Origin of the sequence: Mesorhizobium helmanticense, assembly GCF_003034915.1 — a bacterium.
GTDB lineage: Bacteria > Pseudomonadota > Alphaproteobacteria > Rhizobiales > Rhizobiaceae > Mesorhizobium > Mesorhizobium helmanticense.
Genome location: NZ_PZJX01000096.1, coordinates 1 through 6,942 on the forward strand (window position 1 = coordinate 1; position 6,942 = coordinate 6,942).

Sequence of the window (6,942 nt, forward strand, 5' to 3'; positions counted from 1 at the left end):
TTCCAGCGCCGGTTACTTTTGGGCGGGATGTTGGGCGTGGCGCCCTGCTGTTGGATCAGTTCCCGGATGCGATCGGCATCATAGGCCTTGTCGGCCAGCAGATGGTGCGCGGTCCAAGGTGGTCGAGCAGCGTGTCGGCGATCTGTCCATCATGGGCTTGACCAGCGGTCAGGCCGAGCCGGATCGGAAGCCCTTGCGCGTCGACGACAATGTGGATCTTCGTCATGAGGCCGCCTCGGCTGCGACCGAGACAGTGATCTGCATCCCCCTTTTTGCCGTCGCGGCTTGCTGGCGGGCGCGAACGGAGGTGCTGTCGATCATCTGGATATCACCGTCATGCGCGGCAGTGATGGCATCCATGAGCCGGCCCACACGCCCGCCTTCCGCCATCGCACAAAGCGGTTGTAGCAGGTGGTGCGCGGGCCATAGCGCTCGGGCAGGTCGCGCCACGGCGCACCGGAGCGCAACACCCAGAAGATGCCGTTCAAGACGCGGCGATCATCGACACGCGGCACGCCTCGCGGCCTGTTGGGCAGCAATGGCTCGATCACACGCCACTCGAAGTCGGTCAGGTCATATCGGCTCATACCGACGCTGAATCAGATTTGCTCAAGAAAGAAAAGCCCCCACGCGTTCATGCATCATCGATGGCGTAGCGGATCAATCGATCACAAGCTGCCTCGCTGACATCATCTGCTGATGCGCCGAGATCATCGAGGAAGTCGCGAGCGATGAAGCCTTCAAGGAAATAGGCGTAACGCTTGCCTGATCGGACGATCGGATCAATCGCGTCGGGGGCATATCGCCCCCAATCACCGGATTCTATGCGTGAACCCATAAAACTGCTGGCGGGGAAGCCGTCCCACAGGGCAGACATTACGAGAGTTGCTCGCGTCTCGGCGCGATTGGGCAGACGACGAGACGATCTACGTGATCGAGCCTTGGAGCGGCGCCGACCTAGTTCACCCACCGTCGCTTCGAGGGCCGATCGGACGCTTGGATCACGGATGTGATGCAACGAGGGAAGGCGATGGATTTCTACGCCTTTACGGGTTTGCCAGATGCCGGTGCTCAGCACGCGAATGGTGTCTTCGACGGCCTGTAGGAAGGCTGGAAGGTTACTCTCCTGCTGAAAGGGTGTTCGAAAGGCCGGTCTATCGAAGGCCCGCGCAAGCATCGCCAGTGTCTGGTCACCGGTAATAGCCGAGAACCGGTCAACGAAATCGCGCAGTTCAGCCGCGGTGTCGGGAAAGGGGACCCCTTCGACCAAACGTCGAAGGAGGAACTCGGCGCGGAGCCTCAGATGTTCTTCAAACTCTGAGCCCGACCAAATCGTGACGCGAGCCACTCCCAGCTTGTTGGCCGCAGCTTTCACTTCGTCCCGCCGCTGAGCGGAGACGCTGCATCGACAAACAAACTTAAAGGTCGCCGGGCGCCCGAACGCAGCACCGATTGCCGCTGACATATCCTTCTCGGCCTTTGTCTGAGTAAGACTTGCGCGGTTTACGCATTGAATGACAGTCCGTTCGTCCGGCCGGTCGTCGAATGAGTGCCGACGATGTCTCGCCCTTGATCGCTGCCGGTCTGGCCATACCAGGCGAGGTCGGTCCATCCCTCACAGAGGTGATAGGCAAAGACAAGTCGTTCGAACTCGGACCCACTGAAATCCTCGAAATGAATCGGTCGAACTGTCTGGGCGATACTCATAGAGATCCCTTCCTGGGACGCACACCCCTACCCAGTACCCTCACAGCAGATTGTCCGATTGCTGCGCATGCGCAGGGTCGGGCGGGGGCACAAACTGGTCGATGTTTTTCAAAAGGCAATGTGTGTAGCCGTTTCTCGGCATCAAGCCAATTGCTTCCTGTTCGCAGATCGGCGGGATCCTCGGAGTCTTTTGGGATCTGGAGGGAGATGCGCCAATCGTTCGTTTTTCGCCGGCGCGAGGCGAATTCGACGCGCTGGATCGCGGCCATCTCGTCGGATGCTTACTCGACCTTGTGCGCCGCATCGAGAGTGATCTGCTCGGCCTCTATCCAAAGCTCGACCGTCAGTAGGACGTCACCGAGCACGCAGGGGCCGTGGGCGGTGGTGAGGGTGACTGAGCCGGGATAAGGAAAGCATGCCGTGCGGAACGCAGGCGGTTGCGCCTTTTGAATGCCGTCAAACGGATCTGCAGCCCCTTGGATTTGGTGCCACAGATCAGTTAGAGACCAAGTTGTGTCGGACTCGGTGTTGCGAAAGATCGGCGCGAGCGGGTCAGTATCCTCCGGTAAAGTAAAATCCACGTCCTGCGGACTGGGAACTTTCCAATCGAGCGAACGGAATCTCCGGATGCCGATCCGTGCAATGCCGCAGGCCCTATGCCAAAAGAGCACAAAGTCCAGTCGCAACAAGATCGAGTTGATTTCCGCAACCGTAATTTCCGAAATTTTCCGCAGGGAAATGCACGCATGAGACGCGGCAATCTGAGCCTCCGGGGAAAAGCCAGATGCGGTGACGGCAATGGTTCGATCCGCGCCAATCGAAGACTTCTTTGTGGCTAGCTGCTCGATCCAGGTGACATCCTGCAGCCTTGATCTGCGTCGACATTCGATCGTGACAAGCATTTCGGTCGTGCCGACTTTGGCACGAATGCTGGCATCCACTTCCCTCAGCCGACCTGTGAGCTTGCAACGCAGACGATCCGGTGACTTGACGATCAGCCCCCGGGGGCCTGCGTCGGCCTCGATCCGCGCGATCAGGCGTTCGAATTCGCGCCATTCGGGATCCCGATGTCGTTCGCGGTCATTCTTTTGGACCGCCTCTTGTCCCGGCATTCAGGAACATTGGGAAGAAGCTGATCTGCTTCTTCATTTTGATGACGTCATCAACGCCAATCGTATTGGCCTTCCGTCGCTCCCCGCCGGCGGGTGTTATCACCTCAAGGTCTGCGTTTCGATGATCGCTGCATGGACATCGTCGGCGTGCGCCGGGGTAATGTTGTATATGCTTTCGTAGAAGTCCATGACAGGCATGGCGTCTCCGCATTCCATGATCAGGCGCGGAATGTCTCCGAGAAGCTGGTTCTTTGCCGATACGCGACCGCTGATGTCGAAGAGGTAGAGCATGCCTTCATCATGCTTTGGATCGTAGGAGAGCATGTTGAGGCCGGATCGACCGAAGTGTGCCTGTAAGCTTGCGTTGTCGTGAAGAATGTTGTTGTAGACCTGCCTTGCCCGATAGGCATTCGCAAAGTGGATCAGCCAGTACCGCCACCCGCCGGGATTATTGATCGAGAACGGGCTGACATAGGGGGCGCACAATCGGAAAGCGTCAAAGACGATTTTCTCGGCTGTGCCGAGCCAGTCCTTTTGGCTCATTAACGCATCGAGCGCCTGGATATCGTTGCTCGTCAGCCCGAGATGATCGAGCTGGGCGCGAAGCCGCTCCGGCTGGTCCTTTTGAAGGAATGCGAGCAGCGAACTGATGACGAAGGTGTAGAAAATCTCAGCCGCGGGATAAGAGTGCATAATGTCGAGGATGGTGTTCCGCTCGACATGGCTGTGACCGCATTGATCGAGGTTGAAGATGACGCTCCGATAGCGGCCTTGCCCCAACAGGCTCTTGATATCGGGATAAGCGGCTTCGAAGAACTCGTTCAGATATTCGACCCGCAGATGCAGCTTGGGGCAGCTCTGGCTAGCCTCTGCTTGCATCGGTGCGACATGCGTCTTCAGAAGTTCGATCGCATCGCGGTTGGCGTCGTTGAATACGAGGAGGCATTCGACTTCGACAGCGCCAAGCCCTTGGACGGCGCGCTGCGTGTTCACAGCCTCGACTGCTCGTTTTAATTCCTCGATGAAAATCAACGGCGATCCAAGTGAGCCGCACTGGTAGCGCCCGCCGCCAGCGAAACCGTCGACGATCGCGAGGCGAAATCGCTCCTGCTGGGGCAGCCTACAGCGGACCGTCAGGTAGTCGAATACATATTCTCGCAAAATTTTATGTTTGCGGCGAGAGTGTTCCTCCAGCTTTGCTCCGTCGGCCCATTCATATCGTTTTTCGACCACTTTGCTCCCCCCGACGGATGTTGCTCTACATTGTAACCCTGCCTTGCTGGGTGGTCGGCATCTCGTCCCAGGTCCGGCCCCGATACTCGCGCCCGTTGGCCTTCTTGGAACGCTTTTTGTTATCCTTGCCCCAGGTTCCCCACTGCTTGAAGAAGAAGGCGGTACCGGCCGCCAGGCATTGGCCGTAAATTTCGTCGAACCATTCTTCCCTGATCGGTCGAGCGGATTTGCCGCTTTCACCGCCCACGATGGCCCAATGGATGTCGCGGAGGTCGACGGCGCCAACCGATCCAATGAGAGGCTCAAAAGAGATGAAGCGAATGGCTGCGGGCGCCTGGCGGAGATAGTCGACTCGACTCACGACGTTCGCGTCTTCAATGCTAGTGCCCAGCCAGACATTGGGCAGGATGTCGCCCAACTGCGAGGCGACGAGAGCTGCCATTCGCTCGGGACGCTTAGTAAGGATTTGATAGTTGTGGCGCGGGGTCTCGCGCATGACCTTCCAGACCTCAAGGATGAATTCGTCGCTGACACCCTCGTGGAAGAGGTCGCTCATAGAGTTTACGAAGATTTTCCGCGGTTTCTTCCATCCGTAGGGTATGGCCAGCGCCTTGCGGTCTTCCCGCACGACGCCATTCCACACCGTGCGCTTTCCCGTCTTACGGGTAAGTCCCGCATATTTTGCGATGCCCATGGCCTCAAGGCGTTTGGCCATTTCCATAGCATAACAATGGGTGCAGCCTGCGGTGACGATGGAGCATCCTGCGACGGGGTTCCAAGTGGAGTCTGTCCACTCTATCTGAGTTTCAGCCATCTTGCCCTCCCGAGCATTCCTTGACCCGACGCCGCATCAGACCGCTCCGCGTATCGGATTGACGACCTTGAGCCCGGCAAAGTCTTTTTCGTTATCCGTTACCAGCACGCACTCGTTCGCTCCGGCGACAGCGGCGATGATCATGTCGAGCCCGCTGCGCGGCTTGCCGGCCGCTTTTCCTCCTGACATCAGCCGCGCCCAGATCAGCCCTGCCTTGTCGTCGAACGAGAGGATGCGGCCCGCAAACAGCGCCTGCGGCCCCTCAGGCCCAGAGAACCACTTGTCGAGTGCGTCGCGTTTTTTCCCGAGCGGCTTCTCCAGAACCCCGCGAAGAATTTCCGCAACGGTCAGCGAAGCGATGAACAAATCCTTGTCACGCTGTCTCGACATCCATGCCAGGAGCGATTCCGACGGCTGCGATTTCACGACATTGCTGATGATGTTGGTATCGAGGAGGTAGCGTGTCACAGGTCGATCTTCCGTCCCTCTTCATGGGGGCGGGAAAGATCGAGGTCAGCTCCCACCAGCGGCGAACGACGCAATGCGGCGAGAATCCCGCCAAGCTTGGGTGGCTCGCCGGCGATGGTCTGGCTGACAGCAGCGCGCAGGCTAGAGGCATCCGGTCCATCTTCGGCCAGGCGGCGAGCCAAAGATCGAATGAGGTCGCGATCGGCATCGCGGCCAAGCACCTCGAAGCGCGCCAAGCCGCGCTCGCTGAGGCGAGATCGATAGTTTTGAATGGCGCGTTTTTGCGAGCTGCCCATAGTTGCCTCCGACTTATTTCCAGTAATATAACCAGAATGCTGGGTTTGATCAAGGTGCAGGCAGTCCGGGCAGTGCGCTCTTTCGGTTGAATGGCATCGGTGGACGCGTGATATATGTTACGCGACGGTACTTTTTGACCAGCGTCGAGCAGGCCGCCGGCCGACGCGAGGTGTAAAGATCGTCCGATCTGCTGCCGATGGTTGGCGAAACCTCAAAGAATCTTTCTGGCAATTTTCCCTTTGAAATCAAAATGGTAACTTTTTTGCGACCTCAGCGTCGGATTTTTTGCGCTGACAAGAGAAATATCTCGGCGCCGACCAGAGGGCGTCGGCCCCAGGACGCGCGAGGCTCGTTCGGCGAACGGCGCGAAAGAGGGATTGGTCGATTCGCGCGGTGATGATTGACCACAACGCCTGCTGGACGGGTTCCGCGTGTAGGTGCCCGTCGCTGCCCGCCTTGAAAACTGTCAGAAAATCGCATACATTTCTGACAGGAGCATGGCCATGCAACGGTTGACCGAACAGATTCTTGCGCACGCGAAAGGGCTGCCAGAGGGCACGCCGGTCGCAGCTAAGAGCTTGCTTCACCTCGGGAATCGCGCCGCGGTGGATCAGGCATTGTCGCGTCTAGCCGAGCGGACGCAGTTGATCCGGGCGGGTCGCGGCGTCTATCTCCTTCCGGTCACGAGCAGGTTCGGCATCCGGGCTCCTTCCGTGGAGCAAGCGGTCGAGGCGCTTGCCAGCCAGCGCGGGGAGATCATCGTCCCGAGTGGGGCCGTTGCCGCCAACACCCTCGGTCTCACGACACAGGTGCCGGTCCGGTCGGTCTATCTGACTTCCGGCCGCACTCGGAAGATGAGCCTCGGCAAGCAGGTCGTCGAGCTTCGCCACGCGCCTCGTTGGCAGCTCGCCATGGCGCATCGGCCCGCTGGCGAGGCGGTGCGAGCGTTGGCTTGGCTTGGGCCGGAGAAGGCTGAGGCCGCCCTCCAGACACTGAAGCGGAAACTCCCGCCGGGCGCCTTCAGCGAGCTGGTCGCGGTAGCGCCGCAGCTTCCGACCTGGATGGCGCGCAGCGTGGGCAAGGCCGCACATGGCTGATCCCTTTCTCCACCTCCCGATCGAGGATCGGCGGGAGGCGCTCGGCGTCGCGGCCGATCGGTCCGGCCGGCCGGCGCATCTCCTCGAGAAGGACGTGTGGGTGGTCTGGGCGCTCGCCACCCTTTACGGCTCGGCGCTCGGCGAACATCTGGTGTTCAAGGGCGGCACGTCGCTGTCCATGCCTATCAGGTTATCCAGCGGTTTTCCGAGGACG

Annotated in this window: 8 protein-coding genes and 2 pseudogenes; 2 read left to right on the top strand and 8 right to left on the bottom strand. The window is 59.4% G+C overall.

The genetic code is table 11. The features are described 5' to 3' along the window. The 8 genes and pseudogenes from C9427_RS33290 to C9427_RS33320 all read right to left on the bottom strand — a co-directional run. A pseudogene (locus C9427_RS33290) lies at nt 1-587 on the bottom strand (IS5 family transposase); the annotation flags it as partial. A gap of 47 nt (nt 588-634) precedes the next feature. Then, a complete protein-coding gene (locus tag C9427_RS35165; RefSeq protein ID WP_245437288.1) occupies nt 635-1,465 on the bottom strand; it encodes a hypothetical protein in 831 nt (276 codons plus the stop codon). 38 nt (nt 1,466-1,503) lie between these two features. Continuing rightward, nucleotides 1,504-1,707, bottom strand: a complete 204-nt coding sequence (locus C9427_RS33295) for a hypothetical protein (RefSeq protein ID WP_245437289.1) — start codon at nt 1,705-1,707, stop codon at nt 1,504-1,506. A 281-nt stretch (nt 1,708-1,988) separates the two neighbouring features. Continuing rightward, entirely contained in the window at nt 1,989-2,819 is an 831-nt protein-coding gene (locus C9427_RS33300) for a restriction endonuclease (RefSeq protein WP_245437290.1), read from the bottom strand. Nucleotides 2,820-2,918: 99 nt separating this feature from the next. After that, the gene (locus tag C9427_RS33305) at nt 2,919-4,052 is read right to left on the bottom strand and encodes a three-Cys-motif partner protein TcmP (protein WP_245437291.1); all 1,134 of its coding nucleotides are present in this window, start codon (nt 4,050-4,052) and stop codon (nt 2,919-2,921) included. Between the two features lie 25 nt (nt 4,053-4,077). Further along, entirely contained in the window at nt 4,078-4,866 is a 789-nt protein-coding gene (locus C9427_RS33310) for a DUF5131 family protein (protein ID WP_107653162.1), read from the bottom strand. 36 nt (nt 4,867-4,902) lie between these two features. Beyond that, the gene (locus C9427_RS33315) at nt 4,903-5,334 is read right to left on the bottom strand and encodes a PIN domain-containing protein (protein ID WP_107653163.1); all 432 of its coding nucleotides are present in this window, start codon (nt 5,332-5,334) and stop codon (nt 4,903-4,905) included. Beyond that, entirely contained in the window at nt 5,331-5,630 is a 300-nt protein-coding gene (locus tag C9427_RS33320; RefSeq protein WP_019863317.1) for a hypothetical protein, read from the bottom strand. The genes C9427_RS33315 and C9427_RS33320 overlap by 4 nt, the downstream gene beginning before the upstream one ends. A gap of 504 nt (nt 5,631-6,134) precedes the next feature. Between C9427_RS33320 and C9427_RS33325 the strand changes: the two genes are divergently transcribed. Both C9427_RS33325 and C9427_RS33330 read left to right on the top strand, forming a co-directional pair. Beyond that, nucleotides 6,135-6,728 carry a DUF6088 family protein gene (locus tag C9427_RS33325; RefSeq protein ID WP_107653164.1) on the top strand — a complete coding sequence of 198 codons (594 nt, stop codon included), beginning with the start codon at nt 6,135-6,137 and terminating at the stop codon, nt 6,726-6,728. Next, a pseudogene (locus C9427_RS33330) lies at nt 6,721-6,942 on the top strand (nucleotidyl transferase AbiEii/AbiGii toxin family protein); the annotation flags it as partial. The gene C9427_RS33325 and the pseudogene C9427_RS33330, both read left to right, overlap by 8 nt.